The sequence below is a fragment of the Serratia sp. OLAL2 genome, assembly GCF_002752475.1.
In the GTDB taxonomy this organism is placed as follows: domain Bacteria; phylum Pseudomonadota; class Gammaproteobacteria; order Enterobacterales; family Enterobacteriaceae; genus Serratia; species Serratia bockelmannii.
In genome coordinates this window covers 402,987-427,093 of sequence record NZ_MSTL01000016.1, presented here as the reverse complement: position 1 = coordinate 427,093, position 24,107 = coordinate 402,987, and the positions used below count along the sequence as shown (strand labels likewise).

At 62.3% G+C, this 24,107-nt stretch carries 27 protein-coding genes; 6 read left to right on the top strand and 21 right to left on the bottom strand.

Features of this window, described 5'->3' with window-relative positions; translation table 11 throughout:
• Positions 1 to 23: 23 nt before the first annotated feature.
• Together BVU99_RS10840 and BVU99_RS10835 are read right to left on the bottom strand one after the other, a co-directional pair.
• The gene (locus BVU99_RS10840; protein ID WP_099817053.1) at positions 24 to 902 is read right to left on the bottom strand and encodes a U32 family peptidase; all 879 of its coding nucleotides are present in this window, start codon (positions 900 to 902) and stop codon (positions 24 to 26) included.
• Between the two features lie 11 nt (positions 903 to 913).
• Positions 914 to 1,909 carry a peptidase U32 family protein gene (locus BVU99_RS10835; protein WP_015376422.1) on the bottom strand — a complete coding sequence of 332 codons (996 nt, stop codon included), beginning with the start codon at positions 1,907 to 1,909 and terminating at the stop codon, positions 914 to 916.
• 252 nt (positions 1,910 to 2,161) lie between these two features.
• Here BVU99_RS10835 and BVU99_RS10830 point away from each other — a divergent pair, with 252 nt between their 5' ends.
• Both BVU99_RS10830 and BVU99_RS10825 read left to right on the top strand, forming a co-directional pair.
• A complete protein-coding gene (locus tag BVU99_RS10830; protein ID WP_197771015.1) occupies positions 2,162 to 2,689 on the top strand; it encodes an SCP2 domain-containing protein in 528 nt (175 codons plus the stop codon).
• On the top strand, positions 2,683 to 3,186 hold the full coding sequence (locus BVU99_RS10825; protein WP_043139248.1) for an N-acetyltransferase: 504 nt from the start codon (positions 2,683 to 2,685) through the stop codon (positions 3,184 to 3,186). The genes BVU99_RS10830 and BVU99_RS10825 overlap by 7 nt, the downstream gene beginning before the upstream one ends.
• Here the strand turns inward: BVU99_RS10825 and BVU99_RS10820 are convergent.
• The 4 genes from BVU99_RS10820 to speFL all read right to left on the bottom strand — a co-directional run bounded on the left by BVU99_RS10820 (position 3,173) and on the right by speFL (position 7,483).
• The gene (locus BVU99_RS10820) at positions 3,173 to 3,478 is read right to left on the bottom strand and encodes a GIY-YIG nuclease family protein (protein ID WP_025305084.1); all 306 of its coding nucleotides are present in this window, start codon (positions 3,476 to 3,478) and stop codon (positions 3,173 to 3,175) included. The two genes, BVU99_RS10825 and BVU99_RS10820, sit on opposite strands and share 14 nt — an antisense overlap.
• Before the next feature lie 86 nt (positions 3,479 to 3,564).
• Positions 3,565 to 4,881 (bottom strand): putrescine-ornithine antiporter, encoded by a 1,317-nt coding sequence (gene potE / locus BVU99_RS10815; RefSeq protein ID WP_043139426.1) that lies wholly within the window; start codon positions 4,879 to 4,881, stop codon positions 3,565 to 3,567.
• 62 nt (positions 4,882 to 4,943) lie between these two features.
• Positions 4,944 to 7,106, bottom strand: coding sequence for an ornithine decarboxylase SpeF (gene speF / locus BVU99_RS10810; protein ID WP_016929309.1), 2,163 nt, complete (start codon positions 7,104 to 7,106; stop codon positions 4,944 to 4,946).
• A 272-nt stretch (positions 7,107 to 7,378) separates the two neighbouring features.
• On the bottom strand, positions 7,379 to 7,483 hold the full coding sequence (gene speFL, locus BVU99_RS10805; protein ID WP_004933443.1) for a leader peptide SpeFL: 105 nt from the start codon (positions 7,481 to 7,483) through the stop codon (positions 7,379 to 7,381).
• A gap of 433 nt (positions 7,484 to 7,916) precedes the next feature.
• Here speFL and BVU99_RS10800 point away from each other — a divergent pair, with 433 nt between their 5' ends.
• Entirely contained in the window at positions 7,917 to 8,357 is a 441-nt protein-coding gene (locus tag BVU99_RS10800) for a YhbP family protein (RefSeq protein WP_049294734.1), read from the top strand.
• Between the two features lie 30 nt (positions 8,358 to 8,387).
• A complete protein-coding gene (locus BVU99_RS10795) occupies positions 8,388 to 9,020 on the top strand; it encodes an NAD(P)H-binding protein (RefSeq protein ID WP_099817052.1) in 633 nt (210 codons plus the stop codon).
• Here BVU99_RS10795 and phnP read toward each other — a convergent pair.
• The 11 genes from phnP to phnF are packed head-to-tail and all read right to left on the bottom strand — an operon-like array spanning position 8,977 to position 17,291.
• A complete protein-coding gene (gene phnP / locus BVU99_RS10790) occupies positions 8,977 to 9,759 on the bottom strand; it encodes a phosphonate metabolism protein PhnP (protein ID WP_089181578.1) in 783 nt (260 codons plus the stop codon). The genes BVU99_RS10795 and phnP overlap by 44 nt on opposite strands.
• A gap of 14 nt (positions 9,760 to 9,773) precedes the next feature.
• Positions 9,774 to 10,376 (bottom strand): DapH/DapD/GlmU-related protein, encoded by a 603-nt coding sequence (locus BVU99_RS10785; protein ID WP_049294737.1) that lies wholly within the window; start codon positions 10,374 to 10,376, stop codon positions 9,774 to 9,776.
• Entirely contained in the window at positions 10,373 to 10,942 is a 570-nt protein-coding gene (phnN, locus tag BVU99_RS10780; RefSeq protein ID WP_089181579.1) for a ribose 1,5-bisphosphokinase, read from the bottom strand. The genes BVU99_RS10785 and phnN overlap by 4 nt, the downstream gene beginning before the upstream one ends.
• Positions 10,942 to 12,087, bottom strand: coding sequence for an alpha-D-ribose 1-methylphosphonate 5-triphosphate diphosphatase (gene phnM / locus BVU99_RS10775; RefSeq protein ID WP_099817051.1), 1,146 nt, complete (start codon positions 12,085 to 12,087; stop codon positions 10,942 to 10,944). The genes phnN and phnM overlap by 1 nt, the downstream gene beginning before the upstream one ends.
• Positions 12,087 to 12,791: a phosphonate C-P lyase system protein PhnL gene (gene phnL / locus BVU99_RS10770; RefSeq protein WP_099817050.1), complete on the bottom strand. Its 705-nt coding sequence runs from the start codon at positions 12,789 to 12,791 to the stop codon at positions 12,087 to 12,089. Before phnL ends, phnM begins: the two co-directional genes overlap by 1 nt.
• 16 nt (positions 12,792 to 12,807) lie before the next feature.
• The gene (gene phnK / locus BVU99_RS10765; protein ID WP_089181580.1) at positions 12,808 to 13,596 is read right to left on the bottom strand and encodes a phosphonate C-P lyase system protein PhnK; all 789 of its coding nucleotides are present in this window, start codon (positions 13,594 to 13,596) and stop codon (positions 12,808 to 12,810) included.
• Complete coding sequence (locus BVU99_RS10760; RefSeq protein WP_099817049.1) at positions 13,596 to 14,456, bottom strand: alpha-D-ribose 1-methylphosphonate 5-phosphate C-P-lyase PhnJ; 861 nt, start codon at positions 14,454 to 14,456, stop codon at positions 13,596 to 13,598. The genes phnK and BVU99_RS10760 overlap by 1 nt, the downstream gene beginning before the upstream one ends.
• Positions 14,449 to 15,534, bottom strand: a complete 1,086-nt coding sequence (locus tag BVU99_RS10755) for a carbon-phosphorus lyase complex subunit PhnI (protein WP_099817048.1) — start codon at positions 15,532 to 15,534, stop codon at positions 14,449 to 14,451. The genes BVU99_RS10760 and BVU99_RS10755 overlap by 8 nt, the downstream gene beginning before the upstream one ends.
• Positions 15,534 to 16,115 carry a phosphonate C-P lyase system protein PhnH gene (phnH, locus tag BVU99_RS10750; RefSeq protein ID WP_049208806.1) on the bottom strand — a complete coding sequence of 194 codons (582 nt, stop codon included), beginning with the start codon at positions 16,113 to 16,115 and terminating at the stop codon, positions 15,534 to 15,536. The genes BVU99_RS10755 and phnH overlap by 1 nt, the downstream gene beginning before the upstream one ends.
• A gap of 3 nt (positions 16,116 to 16,118) precedes the next feature.
• On the bottom strand, positions 16,119 to 16,562 hold the full coding sequence (gene phnG, locus BVU99_RS10745; RefSeq protein WP_019453314.1) for a phosphonate C-P lyase system protein PhnG: 444 nt from the start codon (positions 16,560 to 16,562) through the stop codon (positions 16,119 to 16,121).
• A complete protein-coding gene (gene phnF / locus BVU99_RS10740; protein ID WP_168186793.1) occupies positions 16,563 to 17,291 on the bottom strand; it encodes a phosphonate metabolism transcriptional regulator PhnF in 729 nt (242 codons plus the stop codon).
• Positions 17,292 to 17,518: 227 nt separating this feature from the next.
• Here phnF and BVU99_RS10735 point away from each other — a divergent pair, with 227 nt between their 5' ends.
• Together BVU99_RS10735 and BVU99_RS10730 are read left to right on the top strand one after the other, a co-directional pair.
• Positions 17,519 to 18,577 carry a permease gene (locus BVU99_RS10735; RefSeq protein ID WP_099817046.1) on the top strand — a complete coding sequence of 353 codons (1,059 nt, stop codon included), beginning with the start codon at positions 17,519 to 17,521 and terminating at the stop codon, positions 18,575 to 18,577.
• A 231-nt stretch (positions 18,578 to 18,808) separates the two neighbouring features.
• Positions 18,809 to 19,252, top strand: a complete 444-nt coding sequence (locus tag BVU99_RS10730; protein WP_060448237.1) for an acetyltransferase — start codon at positions 18,809 to 18,811, stop codon at positions 19,250 to 19,252.
• 19 nt (positions 19,253 to 19,271) lie between these two features.
• Here BVU99_RS10730 and BVU99_RS10725 read toward each other — a convergent pair whose 3' ends face one another.
• The 4 genes from BVU99_RS10725 to BVU99_RS10705 all read right to left on the bottom strand — a co-directional run bounded on the left by BVU99_RS10725 (position 19,272) and on the right by BVU99_RS10705 (position 24,039).
• A complete protein-coding gene (locus BVU99_RS10725) occupies positions 19,272 to 19,856 on the bottom strand; it encodes an XRE family transcriptional regulator (protein WP_025305101.1) in 585 nt (194 codons plus the stop codon).
• Between the two features lie 252 nt (positions 19,857 to 20,108).
• Positions 20,109 to 20,573 carry an anaerobic ribonucleoside-triphosphate reductase-activating protein gene (nrdG, locus tag BVU99_RS10720; RefSeq protein ID WP_060448235.1) on the bottom strand — a complete coding sequence of 155 codons (465 nt, stop codon included), beginning with the start codon at positions 20,571 to 20,573 and terminating at the stop codon, positions 20,109 to 20,111.
• 168 nt (positions 20,574 to 20,741) lie between these two features.
• Positions 20,742 to 22,880, bottom strand: a complete 2,139-nt coding sequence (nrdD, locus tag BVU99_RS10710; protein WP_099817045.1) for an anaerobic ribonucleoside-triphosphate reductase — start codon at positions 22,878 to 22,880, stop codon at positions 20,742 to 20,744.
• A 244-nt stretch (positions 22,881 to 23,124) separates the two neighbouring features.
• Positions 23,125 to 24,039, bottom strand: coding sequence for a LysR family transcriptional regulator (locus BVU99_RS10705; protein WP_025305104.1), 915 nt, complete (start codon positions 24,037 to 24,039; stop codon positions 23,125 to 23,127).
• Between the last annotated feature and the right edge of the window lie 68 nt (positions 24,040 to 24,107).

Below are 24,107 nucleotides of genomic sequence, written 5' to 3'. Positions count from 1 at the left end.
CTCGGTGAGGAGGGGAGCGAGGATCACCCCACCAACTCCAACCCCGCCACGCGGCGCCAGTAGCCGTTGCAGTCGACGTGGTTGGTCAAGGCCAGCGGCTGCTCGCCGCGCTCGTTGGCGCGGAAGGCGTCGATCTGTGCCAGCGTCTCGGCGCCCTGCGGCGACAGTCGCACGATGTCCACCAGCCCCTGCATGCTTGGCAGCTCGTTGCCGAGGTTGTAGCAGTAACCGCTCATGGTCTGGATGCCGTTGAGTACGAACACCTGCTGCTGTTCCTGGGAGCGCATCATGCGGCCCTGCGGATACTTGATGCAGCAGGTTTCGCACTCGTCCTTGCCGCGGTTTTCCGAGCGGGCGGTGAAGCAGCGCGCCGAATAGGCCAGCGGCAGATGGCCGTAGCTCAGCACCTCCACCTCGAAGTCGTGGCGGAAGCCCAGCTCGTCGCACTGCGTCAGCAGATTGGCCAGCCAATCGCGTGACAGCTCGACCGGCATGCACCAGCGCATCATGCCCTGGCGGCGCAGCAGGCGCAGAGTATAGGCGTTGTAGCAGTTCAGCGCATGGCCGGCGACGAACGGCAGACCGCGTTCCGCCGCCATGTTCACTGCGCCCAGATCGTTAGCTTCAAACAGGAACTCGCCGTTCTCCACATAGCGTTTCAGCTCATTCAGTTCGGACGGCGCCTGCAGCAGCGCCAGCGTGGAGATCACCACCTGCTTGCCGCTGCGGGCGATGTCGCGCGCCAGCGCCAGCCAATCGCCGACCTTCATCTCGCGCCGCTTGGTGCAGACGCTCTCGCCGAGATAAATGATGTCGGCGTTACTCTCCGCCGCCTGCTGATAGAACGCCGCGATGTCGTTTTTCGGCCAGTAGTAGAGTACCGGCCCCAGTGCGTATTTCATGTTTCCTCCGGCTACTGCCATTTGCGGTGATAGGCGCCCAGCGTGGTCTGGGTGCCCTCGGACATCGCGCCCAGCGTCTCCATCCAGGCGGCGTCGGCGCGGTAGGCGGCCGGATCGGCCTGGCAACGGTCGATCGCCTGGCGCCAGACGCGCGCCACCTGGCTGACGTAAGCCGGGCTGCGCTGGCGGCCTTCGATCTTCACCGAGGCGATATTGGCGGCCAGCAGCTCCGGCAGCAGCTCCAGCGTATTGAGGCTGGTGGGCTCTTCCAGCGCGTGGTAGCGCACGTCGTCCACCAGATAGCGGCCTTTGCACAGCGTCGGGTAACCGGCGTTTTCGTGGTCCTGATAGCGGTCGATCAGCACGTCGTTCAGGCGCGACTCCATGCCCTGCGGGGTTTGCTGCCAGCGCACGAACCGCGCCGGCGAACAGGCGCCGACGGTGTTCGGCGACTCGCCGGTCAGGTAGGAGGAGAGGTAGCAGCGCCCCTCGGCCATGATGCACAGGCTGCCGAAGGCGAACACTTCCAGCGGCACCGGGCTGGTGCGCGCCAGCTGTTTCACCTGATGCATCGACAGCACGCGCGGCAGCACCACCCGGCCGACCTCGAAGTTGCGCTGGTAAAAACGGATCGCTTCCTCGTTGGTGGCGGAAGCCTGCACCGAAACGTGGCGTTCCAACTGCGGATAGCGTTGGGCGGCGTATTCCAGCATCGCCAGATCCGCCAGAATCAGGGCGTCGGCGCCCAATTGGGCCGCCATATCCACCGCGCGCTGCCAGCGGGCATAGCCGTCGGGATGGGCGAAGGTGTTGATGGCGATATGCAGTTTGCGGCCGTGGCGATGCACGTAATCGACCGCTTCCTGCAGCTTTTTCTCGGTGAAGTTAAGGCCGGCGAAGTGGCGCGCGTTGGTATCGTCTTTCAGACCGATGTAAACGGCATCGGCGCCGTTATCCACCGCGGCCTTCAGGGCCGGCAGGTTGCCGGCGGGACAAAGCAGCTCCATAGATTTATCCTGGCTTAGCCGTGCGCCCGGCCGGGCGCACGCTGTCTTTAAAGGTTGCCGGCGGCGGTGTTCCGCCGGCAAATGCGAATCGGGGAGGTCATTTTAGGCAATGGGGCACACACAGGTTTTGATTTGAGGCAGCTTATGGCGTATTGATAAACATGGCGGTGAAATGCACTATTTGTTGATATAGACCGCTGAAGCCGCGCGTCAGTGTGGCAAAATAGCGGTAGTCCGTATTGAAAGGAGTGGATGACCGTGTTGGAACAACTACGAGCACGCCTTGTGCGCCAGGGGCCGTCGCTGCTGCGCATCCCGCTGAAATTCACGCCGTTCGCTCTGCAGCGTCAGCTGCTGCAACAGGTGCTGAGCTGGCAGTTCCGCCAGGCATTGGCAGATGGGGATCTGGAGTTTCTCGAATCGCGTTGGCTGAAGATCGAAGTTCGCGATCTGGCGCTACAATGGTTTATGACGGTAGCAAACGACAAACTGGTGGTCAGCCAGCACGCCGAAGCGGACGTCAGCTTCAGCGGCGACGCCAACGATCTGATCCTGATCGCGGCGCGCAAGCAAGATCCGGATACGCTGTTCTTTCAGCGTCGGCTGCAGATTGAAGGGGATACCGAATTGGGCCTGTATGTGAAAAATTTGATGGACGCCATCGAGCTGGAAAGCATGCCTGCGCCGCTGCGCATGGGGCTGTTGCAGTTGGCTGATTTTGTCGAAGCAGGGTTGCAGGAGGGCACGGCGTCGGCTTCCCGTGTGGTGGTATCATGCTGATCCGCGTAGAGATCCCGGTAGACGCGGCGGGCATCGACACCTTGCTGCGCCGCGCCTTTGGCCGCGACGACGAAGCCGATCTGGTGCAGCAGCTGCGCGAAGACGGCCTGCTAACGCTGGGCGTGGTCGCCACTGACGACGAAGGCGGGGTAGTGGGTTACGCCGCGTTCAGCCCGGTAGACGTGGCCGGCGAAGACCGCCAATGGGTGGCGCTGGCGCCGCTGGCGGTAGACGAAAGCCTGCGCCGCCAGGGGCTGGCTGAAAAGCTGGTGTACGAAGGCCTGGATTCGCTGAACGAATTCAGCTACGCCGCGGTGGTGGTGCTGGGCGATCCGGCCTACTACGGCCGCTTCGGCTTTAAACCGGCCGCCACCTATGGCCTGAACTGCCGCTGGCCGGACACGGAAAGCGCGTTCCAGGTGTATCCGCTGGCGGAAGACGCCCTGAATGGCGTCAGCGGCGAAGTGGCTTTTTCGGCGCCGTTTAATCGCTTTTAACGACCGGCAATAGATACGCCAACGACAGCGGCGGGTGATTCACCAGCCGCTCTTTTTGTATTTTGCTCAGCTGTTTGACGCGGTATTCCAGCTTCAGCGCCGTTGAGCGATCCCCCACCTGGCAGTGAAACGCCAATGTCAGTTCCCCTTTACCGCGCAGCGCCTTGGCGCCTTTGCCGGCTTGGTGCTGTGCCAGGCGGCGCGCCACGTCGGTAGTGATGCCGGTATACAGCATGCCGCTCGGTAAACGCAGCATATAGAGGTGCCAGGGAGTGGGGGTAGTGTCGGTCATCGTACGCCGTTTCGGTGGCCAGGGTCGGCGTATGATGGCATGTTCGCCGTCACAATCCCATCCCCGGCCGCCGGAGCCTTACCGCTTTACCCCTTTTTTCCCGCCAGCTCGAAGCGCGGCGAGACGATGCCGTACAGCGTCCAGCCGAGGAAGGTGGCGATGGCGCCCCACATCATCGCTTCTTCACCGGAGCTGTAGAGCGCATAGAAGCTGTACAGCGCGCCGATGCCGGCGATGATATTGGCGATGCGCGCCTTGTTGTCCGGCACCTTCGCCACTTTCTGAATAATGACCAGCGCCGCCATCGACAGGATGTAAGGGATGATGTTGGTCACCACCGCCAGGTTCACCAGCACGTTGAACTGCTTGTTCAGCGACGGGCTGATGGTCATCAGCGACAAACCGCTCTGGATGACGACGATGGTCAGCATGCCTTTAACCGGCGCGTCGGCCTTGCTCAGCTTGGAGAAAATTTTCGGGAAGAAGCCGGTGTCGGCGGAGGATTTGAACACCTGAGCGATGGTGAACTGCCAGCCGAGCAGCGAGCCGACGCAGGACATGACCATCAACGCCATGATGATCTTGCCGACCGTCGGGTTGAACATGTGGGAGAACGCCAGCCCGAACGGGGCGGTGGAGTTGGCCAGATCCATGTTCGGCACGATGCCAGCGATCACGTTGGTCGAAATGATATAGATCACCGCCGCGCTGAGGGTGCCGCCCAGTACGGCGATCGGCACGTTGCGCTCCGGGTTTTCCACCACGTCGGTGTTGGCGCAGGCGGATTCCAGCCCCAGGAACGCCCACAGGGTCATTGAGATCGAGGCGCCGATGGCTTCGAAGGTCGGCACCTGATGCGGGTTCCAGGCGGCGACGTAGGCGCTGCCGCTGAACCAGTACCAGCCGATGACCGAGATGCCCACCACCGGAATGATCACGCCCCAGACGGTGATGCCGCTGATTTTGCCGGTGATGCGCGCGCCACCGAAGTTGGCGACGGTCGCCAGCCACAGCACGCCGATGGTGGCGATACAGATCCCGAGCGGGCTGAGCGTGGTGTCGAACAGCTCGGTGCCGTAGCCGACGGCGGAAATGGCGATGGCGATGTTGGCGATCAGCAGCGAAACGCCGTAGGTGTAGTTCGCCATGAAGTTGCCGGATTTACCGAAGGCGTATTCGGCGTAGCCGCCCATGCCGCCGGATTTACGGCTGAACATGCCGCATTTGGCGAAGGCGTAGGCCAGCGCCATCGAGCCGACAGCGGTCACCAGCCAGGAAACGATCGAAATCGTGCCCACTTCGGCCAGCTTGGTCGGCAGCATAATTATGCCGGAACCCATCATATTCACGGCGGTCAGGATCGTTAATTGCACGACCCCCATTTTATTATTGGACTTACTCATGATCATTTTCTCTTTTAGGATGCGATCCGGGCGGCGGGAATCATCGCCGCCCCGTAAGGTGATTAATTTTTCATGACGTAGCCGTAAGCACGGTTCCAGCCGTCCTCATCCTGTTGGATATAAACGCCCTGTAATTCCGGCGCGAATCCTGGCAATAAATTGATGCCTTCTTCCAGTGCCAGGAAATAACGCTGCGCGGCGCCGCCCCAAATTTCACCGGGCACCACGCACAGCACGCCTGGTGGGTAAGGCAGGGCGCCTTCGGCGGCGATGCGGCCCTCGGCCTTGGCCAGCGACACCAATTCCACATTGCCGCGCACGAACTCGGTATTGGCATCCTGCGGATTCATTACCACGCGCGGGAAATAACTTTTGCGGAACATCTCTTTTTGCAGCTCTTTAACGTCATAGCTGACGTAAAGGTCGTGCATTTCCTGGCACAGCTGGCGGATGGTGTAGTTTTTGTAGCGCTGCTGGTGGTTTTTATAGACCGCAGGCAGCACCTCGCTGAGCAGGGAGTTTTGCTCGATGTGCTTCTCGAAGCGGGCGATCAGGGCCACCAGGTGCTGCATCTTGGCGATGTCTTCCGCCGGCGTCAGCAGGAACAGGATCGAGTTGAGATCGCATTTTTCCGGCACGATGCCGTTTTCGCGCAGGTAGTTGGCCAGAATGGTCGCCGGGATGCCGAACTCGCTGTAGCTGCCGGTGGCGGTATCGATACCCGGCGTGGTGAGCAGCAGCTTGCACGGATCGACGAAGTACTGCGACTCGGCATAGCCCTCAAAGGCGTGCCACTTCTCGCCGGGCACGAAGTTGAAGAAGCGCAGATCGTTGGCCATCGCCGCGGTGTCATAGGCCTGCCACGGCTTGCCGTCGATCTGATCCGGCACGAACGGTTTGATCATCGTGCAGGTGTCCAGCAGCATTTTGCGCGCTTCGATGCCCACGCGCACACATTCTTGCCACAGGCGCTGGCCGCTCTTGCCCTCGTGCATCTTGGCGTTGACGTCCAGCGCGGCGAACAGCGGATAGAACGGGCTGGTGGAGGCGTGCAGCATAAAGGCGTTGTTGAAGCGCTTGTGGTTGCAGTAGCGGCTCTGCCCCTTGATATGCTTGTCTTTTTTGTGGATCTGCGAGGTTTGCGAGAAGCCGGCCTGCTGTTTGTGTACCGACTGGGTGACGATGATGCCGGGATCGTTCTCGTTCAGCTCCAGCAGCAGCGGCGAGCAGTCTTTCATCATCGGAATGAACTGCTCATAGCCCACCCAGGCGGAGTCGAACAGGATGTAGTCGCACAGGTGGCCAATCTTGTCGACCACCTGGCGGGCGTTGTAGATGGTGCCGTCGTAGGTGCCGAGCTGGATGATCGCCAGGCGGAACGGGCGGGCTTCGTTGGCGCGTTCCGGCGCCACTTCGCGGATCTGTTGGCGCAGGTAGCGTTCGTCGAAGCAGTGCGCGTCGATGCCGCCGATAAAGCCGAACGGGTTGCGGGCAGTTTCCAGATACACCGGCGTGGCGCCGGCCTGGATCAACGCGCCGTGGTGGTTGGATTTATGGTTGTTGCGGTCAAACAGCACCAGATCGCCGCGCGTCAGCAGGGCATTGGTCGCCACCTTGTTCGAGGCCGAGGTGCCGTTGAGCACGAAGTAGGTCTTGTCGGCGTTGAACACCTTGGCGGCGTGCTGCTGCGCGGCGCAAGGCGCGCCTTCGTGGATCAACAGATCGCCCAGTTTGACGTCGGCGTTGCACATGTCGGAGCGGAAAAGCGTTTCGCCGTAGAAGTCGAAGAACTGGCGGCCCGCCGGATGTTTGCGGAAGAACTCGCCGCCCTGGTGGCCGGGGCAGGCGAAGGTGGCGTTGCCCATTTCTACGTATTGCGTCAGCGTGTTGAAGAACGGCGGCAGCAGCTCGCTTTCATACTTGGCGGCGGCGGCTTCCAGCTGTTTGCCGTAGAACTGGGTATTCTTGCCGCACAGCTCAAACACACCGTGCAGCGCCGGCAAGACGGCGTTATCCAGCTCTTCTTCGCAGCAGACGGCGACGAACAGCGGAATGTTCAGGCCGTGCTCTTCGATGCGCGCCACCATGCCTTGCGCGACGTCTTCTACCGATAGCACGATGGCGGCGACGTCATTGAAATCGCTGTGGTGCACATCGACGATGTCGCGTTCGGTTTCAAAGCAGCCGAGGGTTTGGGTGTTGGCGGCAATTTTTAATTTTTTCATTTTTCTCATTCTTCAGGCAAAGGCATTCCGCCGGCAAATAATTCCATTTGCCGTTAACGCCTTCACGAAAATAAAGGTGTGCGAGAACCCAGTGATGCCGAAAGGCATTAACTGTGTTCGCTGTTTTATTTAGCTTGGATGCGCTTGGCCGAAATTAAAAATGAATTGCGTGTCCTTCCCGGTTAACGAGAAAGAGATATTATCACCGGCGTGCGGAGAATAAATAAAACGCAATGACACTCTTATCAACGGCGTAAGAGCGAGGGGGAGGGTTATCTGTAGTTGAAGAATGCGAAACTAAAGCAGCTGCGATGAGCCATCATCATAATATGGGTTGTGCGCCTGATGTGCGCCATTTTTCGGTTATTGTTTTCCATTTTCTAATCCACCTTGCTGAGTGAAAAGATGGCGCTATTTTAACGCAAGGTGGGCTAAAAATCGTGATTAAAGTCACATAAATGCCGGTGTTTATAAATAACTATTCACCTGTTATGCAATGAATTGCATAAGTATCATCCGGGTCCAGAGGTTGGCATGTAAATGAATTGCTAATGCTCGCGGCCCTTAAGCGCTTAATTTCAATGGCGCTCGGAAAGGAATAAAAAAAGCGGTCAAATAACCGGCTACATGACGATCAAATAAATCCGCCTTGTGTTTTTTATGTTATCAATCTGCTTTATGCAAAAATAAATAAAAATTCATTATTGTTGTGTTTATATTCATGTGTGATTTTTGATGATTATCGTTATTTGTGACTCGCCTCAACAACGCAGGGTAAGATGAAGTGAGTGAACCGGGAGGCGAGTAACCTTGAATACCTCAGAACAACGGCAACAGATTGCGGATTTCATCGGCAAGCAACATGTCTTAACGCTGTGCGCCGGCGACGGCCTCGACATGTGGTGCGCCAACTGTTTTTACGTGTTCGACGCCGCGACGATGGCGCTGTGGCTGATGACCGAACCGCACACCCGCCACGGCGGGCTGATGCTGAACAACGGCCGGGTGGTCGGCACCATCGCGCCGAAACCGAAAAGCATCGCGCTGATCCGCGGCGTGCAATACCGCGCCGAGGCGGTGCTGCTGAGCGGTGAAGAAGCCGAGGCGGCGCGCGCGCGTTACCGCAAGCGCTTCCCGATCGCCAGGGCGATGAAGGCCTCGGTATGGCGGCTGGATCTGCACGAGGTGAAGATGACCGACAACACCCTCGGCTTCGGCAAGAAGCTGCATTGGGCGCGGTCTATACTTTAAGTCGACCTATTGATTACAACGGGAGATTGCATGGCGCGAGCACTGTTAGTCGGCGCAACCGGGCTGGTGGGGCGCGAGTTGCTGCAGCTGTTGCAAAGCGATCCGCAGATAACGGCCATCGTGGCGCCGACGCGTGCGCCGCTGCCGCCGCACGGCAAGCTGACCAACCCGGTCGGCGATGCGCTGTTCGAGCTGCTGAGCGGCCTGCAGCAGCCGGTCGATCTGGTGTTCTGCTGCCTGGGCACCACCCGCCAGGCGGCGGGCAGCGCCGATGCCTTCCGCTACGTCGATTACCAACTGGTGGTGGAGAGCGCGCTGACCGGCCGCCGGTTGGGGGCACAGCACTGTCTGGTGGTGAGTGCGTTGGGCGCCAACGCGGATTCCACCTTCCTGTATAACCGCACCAAAGGCGAAATGGAGCAAGCGCTGCGCGAACAGCGCTGGCCGCGCCTGACGCTGGTGCGGCCTTCCATGCTGGTAGGGGAGCGCCCTGCGCCGCGCCTGATGGAGCGCCTCACGCTGCCGCTGTTCAGGCTGTTGCCCGGCAAATGGCGCGCCGTCTCCGCCAAAGACGTGGCGCAGACGCTGCTGCAGCAGGCGTTCACGCCGGGCGAAGGGGTCAGGGTGCTGGAGTCGGATCGGCTGCACTGCTACCGAGACTGACGCTGAGGTGGTCGAACGCCAGCTCCAGCCCGGCGGGCAGCTCGTTGTCCAGCAGCCACAGATCGAGATGATGGCTGATGTGCGTCAGCAGCGTGCGCTTGGGCTGCAGCAACTGCTGCGTCTCCTGCGCGCGGGTCAGGTCGTTGTGGTTGCGCGGCGCCTGCGGCTGAGGCGGCAGGCTGCAATCGAGCACCAGCAGATCCAGCGCCACGTTCTGCAGATAGTCGGCGGTGGCTGGCGGCAGGCCGACGGTGTCGGTCAGGTAGGCCAGCGCAGCGCCCGCCGCCTGGATCAGGTAGCCGTGGGTCAGTTTGGAGTGTTGCAGCGGCAGCGGGGTGATGCGCATGCCGCCCAGTTCGACGGTGGCGAAGGGCGCCAGCGGCGGCTGAAACGCCAGAATGCCGGGGTGTTTGAACAGGTCGTCGCAGCCCTGTTCATCCGGCGGGCCATACACCGGAATGGAATTTCCGCACCCCCAACGCAAAGGAAATAACCCCTGAACGTGATCCATGTGGTAATGTGTCAGTAAAAAACGTTGAATTTGCCCCGCCGAAAATCGCCGCTCCAAAGCCGGCAATCCCGCATCCAATAAGGTCGTTTCTCCCTGATAGTTAAGCATGGCGCTGCACGCGCGCCGCCGAAATGCCGGCTCGCGCCGCGCCCGTTGGCAGCTCAGGCAGTCGCAGCCGAACACCGGCACCTGCTGCGCGCCGCCGGTGCCGAGAAAGGTCAGTTGCATCGCTTCCCTCTCCATTAAAGGTACTTCTGCGCAAAGCGGTGGATGTCGCGAAAATCCGCCAGCCGCGCCTGCAGCGTAGCGTGATCCCAGTGCCACCACTGGCTGCGTTCGATACGCTCGATCAGCGCATCGTCGAAGCGCATGCCGATCTTTTTGGCCGCCACGCCGGCGACGATGCTGTAAGGTTCCACGTCCTTGGTAACCACCGCCGCGCTGCCGATCACCGCGCCGTTGCCGACGCTGACGCCCGGCATCAGGATGGCGTTATGGCCGATCCACACGTCGTGGCCGACGGTGACGTGGTGCTCGCGCCGCCAGTCGAAGAACGCCGCGTCGTCTTCCCCCAGCCCGTATTCGGAAGCGCGGTAGGTGAAGTGATGCTGCGCGATGCGCTGGTAGGTCGGGTGGTTGCCGGGATTGATGCGCGCATAGGAGGCGATGGAGACGAACTTGCCGATAGTGGCGTAAAAGATCTGGTTGTGCCCGGCGGTGTAGGAGTAGTCCCCCATCTCCACCTCTTCCAGGATCGCATCGTCGGCCAGGTGCACATATTGGCCAAGCCGGGTGCGGTTAAGGGTCACGTTGTCGCCGATTTTCGGCTGGGCAAAGTCGTTCATGGCGTCGCATCCTGAGCTTGTCGGGTAGGGGTGGGCAGCAGCGCCAACAGCGCCGCCAGGGTATCGTCGAGTGGGCCGTCGTTGTGCAGCACCCGGCAGCCGGCGGGCAGACTCTGCTGATATTCCGCCGCCCGCGCCAGCCGCTGCTCGATCTGTTCGGCGCTTTCCCGCCCCCGATCCTGCAGGCGTCGGCGCAGGATCGCGGCGTTGACCTGCAGGCATACCGGCAGCAGCTGCGCACCGTAGCGCTGCTGCGCCTGCGGCAGGTGGGCGCGCGAACCGTTGACCGCCACGTCGATCCCCTGCAGCAGCCAAAGATCCACTTCGATCCCGAACGCGTAGCGCTGCTGGTGGGCCTGCCAGTCGAGCGCGAACAGCCCCTTGGCGCGGCGGCGCAGAAATTCGGGTTCGCTCAGCGCGATGTGATTCTCGCAGCCGGCGTCCGCCGGCCGGGTGATGTAACGGTGCGCCACCAGCGGCGCGCGGTCGGCGTCGGCCCGCAGTGCAGCCAGCAGGCTGTCCTTGCCTGCGCCGGAAGGCCCCATCAGGTAGATGAGCCGCGCCATCAGAACACCTGCCTGCCCTGGCGCCATACATTCTGCACATAAACGTGCTCGCCGTGCGGCCGCGCCAGCACCAGATCCGCCCGCAGCCCTTCGGCGAGGGAGCCGCGATCCTGCAGATCCAGCGCCCGCGCCGGGTTGCGGGTGATCATGCGCACCGCCTGGGGCAGATCGTAAGCGTTGCGTTCGTCCGCCGCGAGGCGAAACGCCGCATCCAGCAGGCTGGCCGGGTAATAATCGGAAGAGAGAATATCCAGCACCCCCAGCGCCGCCAGGTGGTGCGCCGCCACGTTGCCGGAGTGCGAACCGCCGCGCACGATGTTCGGCGCGCCCATCAGCACCTGCAGGCCCTGCTGGTGCGAAGCGCGGGCGGCCGCCTCGGTGGTGGGGAACTCGGCAATGGCGCTGCCCAGCGCGTAGGATTCGGCCACGTGCGCGGCGGTGGCGTCGTCATGGCTGGCCAGCGAGATGCGGCGCGCGCGGCAGTGGGCGGCGATCGCCTCGCGGTTCGGCGAGGCCCAGCGGGCGGACAGGGCGACCTGCTGCTCCTCGTACTCGCTCATCTGCTGGTCGTTGAGGTGGTATTTGCCCTGATAATATTCGCGGTACTTTTCGCGCGAGGCGAACTGGCGCTGGCCCGGCGAATGGTCCATCAGCGACACCAGCGACACCAGCGACACGCCCGGCTTGTCCATCAGCTGTTCGAACAGCGGCAGGGTGCTCTCGTGCGGCAGCTCGCAGCGCAGATGCAGCCGGTGCTCGGCGCGGTTCACCCCGGCGCGCTGGCTGTGGATCACCGCGTCGATCATCTTTTGCAGGTTTTCCAGCCGGTGGCCGCCGTCGCGCACGTCGCCGATCGCCACCGCGTCCAGCACCGTGGTGATGCCGTTGGCCACCATCAGCGCATCGTGGCTGCTCATCGCCGAATGGGCCGGCCAGTCGACGTTCGGGCGCGGGGTGAAGAACTTGTCCAGGTTGTCGGTGTGCAGCTCGATCAGCCCCGGTAGCAGCCAGCCGCCGTCGCCGTCCAGCGCCTGCGGCAGCCGGCTCGGGCCGTCGGCGAAGCTGCGGATCACGCCGTCCTGCATCTCCAGCGAGCCTTGCACCACCTGGTCATCCAGCACCAGCTTAACGTTATTGACGATCATCAGAGGGCCTCCAGCGCCTGCGGCGCCTGCATGTCATAAAGCCGGTCGGCGACCTGTCGGCGGACGCCTTCATCGTGGAAAATGCCGACGATCGCCGCGCCGCGCGCCTTGGCGCGTTCGATAAGCTGCACCACCGCCGCGCTGTTGCGGCTGTCGAGCGAGGCGGTTGGTTCATCCAGCAACAGAATGGGGTAATCGACGATAAAGCCGCGCGCGATGTTCACCCGCTGCTGTTCGCCGCCGGAGAAGGTGGACGGCGCCAGCGGCCACAGGCGTTGTGGCACGTTGAGCGCAGCGAGCAGCGCTTCGGCGCGTTCGCGGCACTCGGCGCGCTCGACGCCCTGTTCCAGCAGCGGCTGCATCACCACCTCCAGCGCGCTGATGCGCGGGATCACTCGCAGGAACTGGCTGACCCAGCCCAGCGTATGGCGGCGCACCGCCAGAATTTGGCGCGCATCGGCGCTGACCATGTCCAGCCAGTCGCCTTGGTGGTGGATCCAGATATGGCCGCTGTCCGGCAGGTAGTTGGCGTACAGCGAGCGCAGCAGGGTGGATTTGCCGCTGCCGGAGTGGCCGTGCAGCACCACGCATTCGCCGCCGTGGACCGTCAGGTTGGCGTCGTGCAGCACCGGCAGGCGGGTGCCGTACTGCTGGTGCAGCACAAAGGTTTTACTGAGATGTTCAACTCGGATTTGCATAGTCATCTGTTATCGCCTTGGGTTACGACAGCACCGAAGAAACCAGCAGCTGGGTGTAAGGATGGTGCGGATCGTCCAGTACTCGGTCGGTCAGGCCGCTCTCCACCACTTCGCCCTGTTTCATCACCAGCAGACGGTGGGCCAGCAGCCGCGCCACGCCGAGATCGTGGGTGACGATCACCGCCGCCAGCTGCATCTCCACCACCAGGTTGCGCAGCAGATCGAGCAGGCGCGCCTGCACCGACACGTCCAGCCCGCCGGTCGGCTCGTCCATAAACACCAGCTTGGGGTGGGTGACCAGATTGCGGGCGATCTGCAGCCGCTGCTGCATGCCGCCGGAGAAGGTGGTCGGCAGATCGTCGAGGCGCGACAGCGGGATTTCGACGTCTTCCAGCCACTGGCCGGCCTGGCGGCGAATGTCGCCATAGTGGCGCTGGCCGATGGCCATCAGCCGCTCGCCGATGTTGCCGCCGGCGGAGACCTGCGGCCGCAGCCCGTCGAGCGGGTGCTGGTGCACCACGCCCCAGTCGGTGCGCAGCAAGCGGCGGCGATCGCTCTCCGCCATGGCGTACAGATCGTGTTCCTGGCCCGCCTGCGGGCGGTAAAGGATCTGCCCGCGCTGCGGCGCCAGCCGCGCCGAGATCGACTTCAGCAGCGTGGTTTTGCCGGAGCCGGATTCGCCGACGATGCCCAGCACTTCACCGGGGTAGATGTCGAACGACACGCCGCTGAAGCCCTTGCCGGGGGCGTACAGGTGGGTGAGCCGGTTCACCGACAGCAGCGGGGTGGTGCTCAAAGGGGTGGAAGTCATCAGTGCTGCGCCTCTTGCGAAGATTGCGCCAGCTGCTGCCGGCAGTAGTCGGTGTCCGAACAGACGAACATGCGGTTGCCCTGATCGTCGAGCACCACCTCGTCCAGATAGCTGTGGCGCGAGCCGCACAGCGCGCAGGGTTCGTCCCACTGCTGCACGCTGAACGGATGGTCGTCGAAGTCCAGGCTCTCCACCTTGGTGAACGGCGGCAGGGCGTAGATGCGTTTCTCGCGCCCGGCGCCGAACAGCTGCAGCGCCGGCATCATGTGCATTTTCGGGTTGTCGAATTTCGGGATCGGTGACGGATCCATCACGTAGCGATCGTTGACCTTCACCGGGTAGGCGTAGGTGGTGGCGATATGGCCGTAGTGCGCGATGTCTTCATACAGCTTCACCTGCATCACGCCGTACTCCTCCAGCGCGTGCATCTTGCGGGTCTCGGTTTCGCGCGGTTCGATAAAGCGCAGCGGCTCCGGGATCGGCACCTGATAAATCAGGATCTGGTCTTCGCGCAGCGCGGTTTCCGGAATGCGGTGACGGGTTTGGATCAGCGTGGCCTCCGGCGTGCGTTCGGTGGTTTCCACCCCGGCGACGCGCTGGAAGAAGCGGCGGATCGACACCGCGTTGGTGGTGTCGTCGGCGCCCTGGTCGATCACCTTCAGCACGTCGGCGCGGCCGATAACGCTGGCGGTGAGCTGAATGCCGCCGGTGCCCCAGCCGTAGGGCATCGGCATCTCGCGGCCGCCGAACGGCACCTGATAGCCGGGGATCGCCACCGCCTTGAGGATAGCGCGGCGGATCATGCGCTTGGTCTGCTCGTCCAGATAACCGAGGTTATAGCCGGTCAATACTTCACTCATCGCGGGCCTCCTGGCGCTCGCTGTATTCCTGCCGCAGCCGCTTGAGCAGTTCCAATTCGGCCTGGAAGTCGACGTAGTGCGGCAGCTTGAGATGGGAGACGAAGCCGGCGGCCTCGACGTTGTCGGCGTGGGCCAGCACGAACTCTTCGTCCTGCGCCGGGCCGGCGACGCCTTCGCCGTAGTCGGGGCTTTGCAATGCGCGGTCCACCAACGCCATCGCCATCGCCTTACGTTCGGCGCGGCCGAATACCAGCCCGTAACCGCGGGTGAAGTGCGGCGGATGGTCCTTGGGATCGACGAAGCCGTTGACCATTTCGCACTCGGTCAGCAGGATTTCGCCGATATCGATGGCGAAACCGAGCTCTTCAGGCACGATCTCCACCGAAACGTGGCCGGTGCGGATCTCGCCGGCGAACGGGTGGTTGCGGCCGTAGCCGCGCTGGGTGGCGTAGCCGAGCGCCAGCAGAAAACCTTCGTCGCCGCGCACCAGCTGCTGCAGGCGCGCCGAGCGCGAGCAGGGGTAAACCGGCGGGTTGCGGGTGATGTCTTCCGGCGCGCTGCCGTCGTCCTGTTCCTCCCGCGCCAGCTGCTGGCGACACAATAGATCGAACACGTGGCTGCAGTTGTCCGGCAGCGGTTCGTCGGCCTGCGGCGCGCGCGGCGCCTCGCCTTCCGCCAGCAGCGCGAAATCCAGCAGCCGGTGGGTGTAGTCGTAGGTCGGCCCCAGCACCTGGCCGCCGGGCAAGTCCTTGTAAACCGCCGAGATGCGCCGCTCCAGCCGCATATTTTCGCTGGCCAGCGGCTCGCTGACCGCCAGGCGCGGCAGGGTGGTGCGATAGGCGCGCAGCAGGAAGATTGCCTCCACCAGATCGCCGCTGGCCTGTTTGATGGCCAGCGCCGCCAGCTCGCGATCGTAGATGCCGCCTTCGGTCATCACCCGATCCACCGCCAGCCCCAGCTGTTGTTCGATTTGTTCCGCGCCGATCGCCGGCAGCGCCTCGTCGCCGCGCCGCAGCTGTTCCTGCAGCTGATGGGCGGCCTCAATGGCTTTTTCGCCCCCTTTTACCGCTACGTACATCAGCACACCTCCACGCGGGTGGTCCGCGGGATCGCCAGCAGGCGATCGCCACAGGTCAGCAAGACATCCAGCCCCAGCGGGAAGCGCTGCGGGCGGTTGACCAGATAATCCAGCAGCGCCGGCGGCAGGCGCGGCGCAATCAGGCGTTGGCTCTCGATGCCGGGGCCGGTCAGGCGCAGCGCGGCGCCGTTCTCCAGCTCAGCAAGCTGCACCACCACCGTGGCGCCGCATTCCGGCGAGATTTCCGTGCCGTGCGGTAAGGCCTGCAGATCGGCGGCCTGCAGTTGTTCATCGAACAGGGCAAAACAGACCTCCTGCGCCGTGGCGGCCAGCGGCGCGCCGCTGTGAAAACGAATGTTTGTTAGCACTTGCTCACTTTTAAGCGCAGCGCACAGCAGCAGCGGCGTTTCCTGATCGGCCAGCGTCAGCAGCGCGGCGGTGCTGGCGGCGTTCAGCGGCGCCCAGGCTGGGCCGTTTGGCAGCGTCACCCGGTGGCCCGGTTCGCTCAAGGCTTTAAGAATCAAACGGAAAGCGTGCTGCGATTGGTCTATCGGTTGCTCAAAACCGGTCAATAAACTCATGGCTTAATCCCCTCGCACCAGCGTAAAGAAGTCCACCCGGCTGGCGGCGATCGCCCGGGCGCGCAGCTGGCGCTGTTCGTGCTGCAGCGCGGCCAGCGGCGCGATCAGCTGTTGTTGCAGGCGTTCGCCGTGTTCCGGCTGTTGCAGCAGCGCATCGGCCAGCGCGCACAGCTCGGCGTGCGCCTTGTCGCGCCCGGCGATATAGCTGTAGCCGTAGCCGCCGTTGTCTAGCTGCACCACCGCGCGGGTGACCGTCATGTCCCCCAACACGAAGCGGCGGCCGGTGGCGCCCATGCGCCCCTGCAGCTGGGCCAGGCCGATCTCCGGCGCGCGGATGCTGCGGTAACCCGGGCTGAGGTTCAGCGCCTGCCAGTGGCTGCGCAGTTGCTCGGGCCGGCTGTGCGCCAGCACCGACATCCAGCGTTGTCTCGACTCTAAGGCTTGCATTCAGTGCTCCATCGTCAGTTCAATCATGTCGGCGCGGGCCAGGCTGACGGAGTATTCCGCCACGTCTTCGCCGCCGCTGCGGACGTTAAGGGTGCGCACGCACAGCAGCGGTGCGTGGGTGGCGATCTCCAGCAGCCGGCTCTCTTTGGCCTGCGCGCGGCGCGCGCTGATGCGCGTCTGGCGGCGGGTCAGCGGCTGCTGCAGGTGCTGTTCGATAAACTGGTGCAGCGAACCGCTGTGGAACTGCTGCAGCGCCGGCCACCAGTCCAGATCGGGCAGATAATGGTCGATCACGCTCATCGGCACGCCGTTGACCCGGCGCAGGGTGCGCAGGTGGATCACCATTTCGCCTTCTTCACGCGAGAGTGCGCTGGCGACATGCCCATTACACGGGCGCAAGACAGAGAGTAAGCGCTCACTGGTGGGGTGGCTGCCCTGCTCGAATAGGTTCTGGCTGAAGCGGGTATTGGCGTGCAGCGGGTAGTCGTAAGGCCGCATCAGCACCAGAATGCCGACGCCGTGGCGGCGCTGCAGCCAGCCGCGCTCCACCAGCTGATCCACCGCGCGGCGCAGGGTGTGGCGATTGACCTGATAACGCTCGGCCAGCTGCTGTTCCGAAGGCAGGTAGTCGCCGCAGCGGTATTGCGTGCGCAGCTCCTGTTCCAGCTGTGCGGCGATCTGCTGATAGCGCGTGGGGTAAGTGGTCGGATGTCTAGATAACTCCATCATAATAAAAACCTCGTCATACCGATGGCTGTGCGATGAAGGCGGAAGCGGTGCGTTTCATCGTGCGTCTACCCTGTGGTTTTCACGTTGGCATCATGGTGCCGGGCGCAGATGACAATCGCGTTACGCGTCGGTGGCGAACAGATGAACTATTTAGGACAGCCCGGGCGTGCACGGGCGGCGACGGCGCGCTATGCTGGCGCCTCTGTTGACTGACTCTGGCCGCTACCATGCCGCAACCTCTGAACGCCCCTGAACCCGCCCCACGCGCCTGGCCGCTGTGGAAACCGATCCTGTTTCTGCTGGTGGTGGCCGTCGGCCTCTACTACGTCAAATGGCAGCCTTACTACGGCAAGGCGTTCGTGGCGGCGGACAGCCACTCGATCGGCAAATCGATCCTGGCTGACGGCGCCGCGAGCCCCTGGCTGGCGGCCTGGCAGTACGCGCTGGTCTACTTCACCGCGGTGTGGAAGGCGGCGCTGCTCGGCGTGCTGTTAGGCTCGCTGGTGCAGGTGCTGATCCCGCGCGACTGGCTGGCGCGTACGCTCGGCCACCGGCGTTTTTCCGGCACCGTGCTGGGGGCGCTGATCGCGCTGCCGGGCATGATGTGCACCTGCTGCGCCGCGCCGGTTGCCGCCGGCATGCGCCGCCAGTCGGTATCCAGCGGCGCCGCGCTGGCCTTTTGGCTCGCCAACCCGGTATTGAACCCGGCGACGTTGGTGTTCATGGGGTTTGTGCTCGGTTGGCCGTTCGCCGCCATCCGCCTGGTGGCGGGCGTGGTGATGGTGCTGGGCATCGCCTGGCTGGTGCAGCGCGTGACCGCCAACGATCCGCAGCCCGCCGCGCCGCAGCCGCCGGTGATGATGATGGCGCAGAACGACGAGCAGCCGTTCCTCGCCCGCTGGGGCAAAGCGCTGTGGGCGCTGTTTTGGTCGACCATCCCGATCTACGTGCTGGCGGTGCTGGCGCTGGGCGCGGCGCGGGCCTGGCTGTTCCCGCACGCCGACGGTGCCGTCGACAATAGCCTGCTGTGGATCATCGGCCTGGCGATCGTCGGCTGCCTGTTTGTTATCCCCACCGCGGCGGAAATCCCGATCGTGCAGACCATGATGCTGGCGGGCATGGGCGCAGGCCCGGCGCTGGCACTGCTGATGACCCTACCGGCGGTCAGCCTGCCTTCGCTGTTGATGCTCAACAAGGCCTTCTCCGCCCGGGCGCTGTGCCTGACGGCGGCGCTGGTGGCGCTGTGCGGCGCGGTGACCGGCGTGGTGGGGATGGGGTTGGTGTAACTTACCGTTGCTGATGAGTGGTTCGATGCTGTCTCAAGGAGGAGATGGCAATGGCCACGTTTAACAACCGGTAAAGCAGATCAATGGAGTCAGTGAGTTAACGCTTCTCCTGTCGGATATCATGACATGACATCGAGTTCGCTATTGTGAATTTAAATTCACTATAGTAAATTCGCGTGGACTAATTTTGTGTGTAAATACACCCAGTAATGACCACGGTAAGGTAGAAGAATGTTAAAAATCAGAATGTCACGTCCATCTGAAGCGTCAGAAATTATACAAATCTGGAAAAATTCTGTAGATGCTACGCACGACTTTCTCACTGCGCACGATCGACAAGAGATCGAAAAAGAGGTTGTCGGTTTTTTTTCTGAAACCCCCGTGTGGGTTGCCGCCGATCGGGAAGACCATCCGCTGGGATTTATGTTTTTACACGATGGTCATCTGGAGGCGCTTTTTGTCGATGCAGCAGCTCGCGGACGTGGCGTCGGCAAGCAGTTGATATCACATGCGCTGGCGCTTCATCCTGATTTAAGCGTCGATGTGAATGAACAAAACCAACAGGCCGTCGGGTTTTATCAACATATGGGCTTTGAAGTTTCAGGGCGTTCCGAGTTGGATAATCAAGGAAGGGCCTATCCCCTATTGCACCTAAGCCGATCGGCGGGAGTGTAGCCGTCGTGGCAGTGGCGCCTTATTGATTTTTTTGGCTAAAAGCAACGACGTATGCACAACCCTGCTCACTGTCGGGATTGCTCATTTGGTACTCGCTGGCAAAGGTCAGGGCAAAACAGTCACCGGCGCGTAAATGATGGGTTTGATTATTGACCCGAAAATCAAGGCTGCCACTCAACACCCACAGCGTTTGGCCGGAAAGATGCTCACTGGCGGAAGCGGGTATCGTAAGTTGACCAAGAGCAGGAATTTCAACTTTGATAAGTTCGGGACATGCGCCCGCTGGGGACAGAGACCAGCGGGTAATGCCCGACTTTTCATCTGTCCAATGTTGCTGCTGATGAGCAAAGAGCACCAGTGAGTTCTGGTGTTGCTCAAGCTCTGCGAAAAGTTTTGATAGCGTGATATTCATCGCGTTGGCTAAACGGCCGAGGATCGTGGCGCTGGGACTGGAGGCCCCTCGTTCAACCTTGCTGATCATGGCCTGACTGACGCCCGACCGTTGGGCAAGCTCTGCTACCGTCCAGTTGCGTGCCTTCCTATGTTTAAGCAATAAACGCGCAATGTCGCTGTCTACTATCTGATTTTTAGATGTTTTATCCATTCTCACCCTCACTTTCGCCAGCCTGATTATGCCATTACCACAATGAGGCTGAAATCACTGATTTTACAAGTTTGAAAAATCAGTCGCTCTCTCAGTCAATCATACCCTCTGTAGTATCTACGGCATCATTAGAGCAAGGTTTGCACCCCTAACATCCGCTTTTGGCACAGAGCCGCCTGTCAGATTAACTCTATGCTGCCGATGCGTCAGGTCGAGTTTGGATGAATACCTATTGAAACGTGTGTTGTTGGCTCATCGCAACCTATGCACCACCTGGTTGCTGCTGCCGCGCCAGATCAGCGCCGGGTCTTTTAAATCCTGCACGAACTTGCCGTCGACCAGCACGTTGATCCTGTCCACCACCTGCATTTGCTGCGCGTCCAGCTCCGCCAGCCGGTAGCCGGTCCACAGCCAGATATCCTTGCCGGGGCACTCGGCGCGCACCCGTTTCACCAGCGTTAAGATGCTTGGCACGTTGGCCGGATGCAGCGGATCGCCGCCGGAGAGCGACAGCCCCTGGCGCGGCACGCGCGTATCGTTCAGATCGGCGATGATGCGGTCTTCCAACGCCGGGGTAAACGGCTGACCGGAGTTGAGCCGCCAGGTGCTTTTGTTGTAGCAGCCGGGGCACTGGTGCACGCAGCCGGCGACAAACAGCGTGCAGCGGGTGCCGGGGCCGTTGACGACGTCGATCGGGTAGTACTGGTGATAATTCATGTGAGGCCTGCCCATCAGGCTATTTTACTGGCCATCTTGCCTCCGGGCAGTGCTGCCAATCCTCACGTACTGCGTGTACGCTGCGGTTGGTGCGCGCTGGCCGAAGGCAAACTGGCTGCGACAATTACGCCTGATGAACAGGCTTCTGCCTAGGCTGCACGGCGTTTCTCAGCCGAGCTGCCCGTTGCCGAGGTGTTTCACCCGGCGTTTCACCTCTTCCTGCTTGCCGGCGTTGAACGGCCGGGCATCGGGGCTGCCGAGATAGCCGCACACCCGGCGGGTGACCGAGACCTTGGCCGAGTCGTGGTTGCCGCATTTCGGGCAGGTGAAGCCTTTGCTGGTGCAGGAGAATTCACCGGTGAAGCCGCATTCGTAGCACTCGTCGATCGGCGTGTTGGTGCCGTAGTAAGGCACCCGGGTGTAGCTGTAGTCCCACACGTCTTCCAGCGCCTTCAGGTTGTGCTGCAGGTTCGGGTATTCGCCGTAGCAGATGAAGCCGCCGCTGGCCAACGGCGGGTAGGGCGCTTCGAAGTCCAGCTTGTCGTACGGATTGACCTTCTTCTCCACGTCAAGGTGGAAGCTGTTGGTGTAATAGCCCTTGTCGGTGACGCCCGGCACCACGCCGAAATCGGCGGTGTCCAGCCGGCAGAAGCGATCGCACAGGTTCTCGCTCGGCGTGCTGTAGAGGCTGAAGCCGTAGCCGGTCTCGTTTTTCCAGGCGTCGACGGCGGCGCGCAGCCGCGCGACGATCGCCACCGCTTTGGCGCGCAGCGCCTCGTCGTCATACACGTGGTTTTTGCCGCCGAACAGCGCATTGATGGTCTCGTGCAGGCCGATGTAGCCCAGCGAAATAGAGGCGCGGCCATTCTTGAAGATATCCGCGATGTTGTCGTCGGCCTTGAGCCGCACGCCGCAGGCGCCTTCCATGTACAAGATTGGCGCCACCCGCGCCTTGATGCCTTCTAGCCGGGCGATGCGCGTCATCAGGGCCTTTTTCGCCAGCTGCAGGCGCTGATCCAGCAGCGCCCAGAAGCGCGACTCGTCGCCCATCGCTTCCAGCGCGATGCGCGGCAGGTTGAGGCTGATGACGCCGATGTTGTTGCGGCCGTCATGTACCAGTTCGCCGTCCTGCTCGTAGGTGCCGAGGAAGCTGCGGCAGCCCATCGGCGTTTTGAACGAGCCGGTGACCTTCACCACCTGATCGTAGTTAAGAATGTCCGGGTACATGCGCTTGCTGGCGCACTCCAGCGCCAGCTGCTTGATGTCGTAGTTCGGATCGCCGTACTGGTGGTTGAGGCCGTCGCGGATGGCGAACACCAGTTTGGGGAATACGGCGGTCTTGCGGTTTTTGCCCAGCCCGGCGATGCGGTTTTTCAGGATCGAGCGCTGGATCAGGCGCGATTCCCAGCTGGTGCCGAGGCCGAAGCCGAAGGTGACGAACGGCGTCTGGCCGTTGGCGGTGTGCAGGGTGTTGACCTCGTACTCCAGCGACTGGAAGGCGTCGTAACACTCTTTCTCGGTGCGCGCCATGGCATAGCCTTTGGCGTCCGGGATCTGCCATTCCTCCGCCACCTGCAGGTGTTTGCGGAAGCTCTCGTCGACGAACGGCGCCAGGATTTCATCGATGCGGTTGATGGTGGTGCCGCCATAGATATGGCTGGCGACCTGGGCGATGATCTGCGCGGTCACGGCGGTGGCGGTGGAGATCGACTTCGGCGGCTCAATCTCGGCGTTGCCCATCTTGAAGCCGTTGGTCAGCATGCCTTTCAGATCGATCAGCATGCAGTTGAACATCGGGAAGAACGGCGAGTAGTCGAGATCGTGGTAGTGAATTTCGCCGCGTTCATGGGCCAGCACCACGTCGCGCGGCAGGATGTGCTGCTTGGCGTAGTGTTTGGCGACGATGCCCGCCAACAGGTCGCGCTGGGTGGGGATCACCTTGCTGTCCTTGTTGGCGTTCTCGTTCAGCAGCGCGCGGTTGCTCTGCTCGACCAGGCCGCGAATTTCCTGGTTCAGGCGGCCGCGCAGCTCGCGCGCCACGTCGCGATCGTGGCGGTATTCGATATAGGCGCGCGCCAGCTGTTTGTACTCGCCGACCATCAGCTGGTTTTCCACCGCCTGCTGGATCTCGTGGATATCGACGCGCGGCTGCAGCTCCATGCGCTGAGCGACCACGCGGGCGACGGTGGCGCAGTAGTCGGCGTCGACCACGCCCACCGCCAGCGCGGCGCGCTCGATGGCCTGCGCGATGCGCGCTTCGTCAAAAGGTACCTGGCAACCGTCCCGCTTAATCACTACTGGTTTCACGTTGTACTCCTTGTTCCCCGAGGGAGCGTTCATACCCGCCTGGCGTGGCGAGCAACCGTCAAATTTCGCTTATCCACAGGGCAAAGCCGCAGCGCGTAAGGGCTGTGGCGGCGTGTGGATGATTTTGTGGATAACTACTATATATAGGTGTTCGCAATTCTTAATGCACTATATATAGATATTGGCGCGATTCTTTTGATGTAGAACAAGGAAAACGGAAGAGCGTGTGCAAGCTGAACAGACGTCAATCGCCGGTTGGCCGATCGCGAAAATGTTCCAGCAGAAAATCGACCCAGACGCGCACCCGCGGCGGCAGATCCGCCGAGGCGTAATAGAGCCACAGCTGCACCGGGCGCGGCCAGCATTCCGCCAGCACCGGCCGCAGCGTGCCCTGCTCGAAGTGTTTCTCGACGTACCAGCGCGCCAGGTTGACGATGCCGAGCCCGGCCAGCGCCGCATCCAGCAACATCTCCGGGCGGCTGGCCACCAGCCGCCCGTTCAGATCCAGCGCCAGCGTTTCGCCCTGATGGCGCAGCTGCCATTTGACGTGGCGGCCGTTGGCCGGGTTGCGGTGCAGCAGGCAGTCGTGCCGCAGCAGATCGTGCGGCGTTTGCGGTTCACCGCGCCGCGCCAGATAGTCCGGCGACGCCGCCAGCACCATGTGCATCGGGTAGAGCGGGCGGGCCACCAGCCGGCTGTCGGGATCGACCCGGCTGCCGATGCCGACGTCGAAACCTTCGCCCACCAGATTCACCACCCGGGCATCCAGCGACAGATCGAGATCGATCTGCGGGTAGCGTGCCAGAAATTGCGGGATCAACGGCATCAGCATCTGGCGGCCGAAACCGGGGATCATCGTGACGCGCACCACGCCGGCAGGCGCCTGCCGTTCGCCGCCGGCGCTTTCCAGCGTCGCCGCCAACGCCTGCCACAGCGGCGCCACCTGTGCCAGCAGCGCTTTGCCCTCGTCGGTCAGCAACACGTTGTGGGTGTTGCGCTGAAACAGCCGCAGCGCCAGCTTTTCTTCCAGCGCGCGGATGTTTTTGCTGACCGCCGCCGGCGTCACGCCCAGCTGGCGGGCGGCGGCGGAGAAATTTTGCGCCTGCGCGGCGGCGAGGAAGGCCGGCAACAGGCGATGCACGTCAAAGGGCAGCGACATAGTGGTTGATACTTTCGGTTGAAATTGAAGTGACCTCTAACAGCCTACACCCGAAGCGGCGGAAATGG